Raw genomic sequence first — 1,349 nt, 5'->3', positions numbered from 1 at the left:
TCTCTGGATCGGTTTCTAAGTGCATCTTTTTTCTTAAGTATTTTTCAACATAATGAGCGATATAAAACGCTACTATAATAAAAATCAAAAATTTGTACATAAATACCTCCTAATGTCCAATAATATCTTTTTTTCTATTTTAATTAAATTAATCCACTTATTGTAGAATTAATTATATGATTTAAGGCAGGTTTCATTGAGCAGTAAAAAGAGGCTTCACTTGTGAATAAAGATATAGTAGCAATTGAAAGTGATAAAATTGCGTTTTACAAAGATTTAAAATATATGTTACTTGGGAAGGTGACGCAATAACAAAAATAACTGTGTGACGAAAAATATGGAAGGTTAAAGAGCCCTTGTATATCAAGAGCTCATATTTTTGTATGGTTCCTATAACCAAACTTATGGTAACTAAACTAGAAAATAAAAAGCCTGGATCTCCTTAGATACAGGCTTTTTCTCAACTCTGTTGTYTAAGTAGAAAAAAGTACTTACTTTAAATTCAAGGTTACTTCCTTATTTAGATATGGAGATGTAAAAGTTACTGTTTGTTCATTTCCCCATTGTGCATCATGAGCTCCTAAAACATTTAAATCGCTCATATCCGTATTTCGTGTCATGACATGAAGAGGTTCTTGATTTATTCGTTTTTTCACCAAAGGGAATTCCGTTTGTTTATAAAAATCATAGTAATGGTTAGTTTCTCCAAGACTCCAATTGGAATAACCAATAATAAGTTTTTGGGTATTCTTAGGGGAAGTTAGATCATAATAGTCAACTTTATTAGTATAAAAGAACGTGAACCACCCAACGATTGCTATAGGTACAATAAAAAACGGCCCAATTACTCCCCAAAAAACTTTAGACTCTTTGGTTTTGCTAACGGTTATAAAGACTATGTATAAATAGATAAAGTGTAGAACAAATATCAGAAAATATATCGAAACCTTTGAAGAGAAAACGTATAGGCTCTTTAGTGCTAAAAGATAAAAGAATAGATCTATAGAAAGAAGGATGATAGCTAACATTTTTAGTATACTCTTATTATTTTTATACTTCATTGACTGCAAACCCTCCTCCTTTTAATTTAGAAATGTTAAATATTGCTGCTATTAATATCAAGTGAGTAGCTACGAGGTATATAATTTTTGACTTTTCCAGGTGAGTTAAATAGATCACTCTTACTGAATATCGTAAATCCAACCTCTTCCACATCCACAAATGTATCGACTTTATCTATATCGACATTTTTAAATTCTATAGGTTTATTCCATTGTCTCGAAGGAATTAAATCCTGCTCTACAATACCTTCTCCGTAGAAAATGAATATACTCAGCCCATTATTAACT

General features: G+C 30.4%; 1 protein-coding gene and 1 pseudogene. Both read right to left on the bottom strand.

All coding sequences use genetic code 11. The features are described from left to right. Positions 1–491: 491 nt before the first annotated feature. Positions 492–1,061 carry a hypothetical protein gene (locus AC1DRF_RS27980; RefSeq protein ID WP_377569086.1) on the bottom strand — a complete coding sequence of 190 codons (570 nt, stop codon included), beginning with the start codon at positions 1,059–1,061 and terminating at the stop codon, positions 492–494. Between the two features lie 35 nt (positions 1,062–1,096). Beyond that, positions 1,097–1,349, bottom strand: a pseudogene (locus AC1DRF_RS27975) (hypothetical protein); the annotation flags it as partial.

This window comes from Priestia sp. P5_B4 (assembly GCF_056400385.1).
The sequence above is the reverse complement of the archived record's forward strand: the minus strand, read 5'-3'. Positions and strand labels throughout refer to the sequence as shown.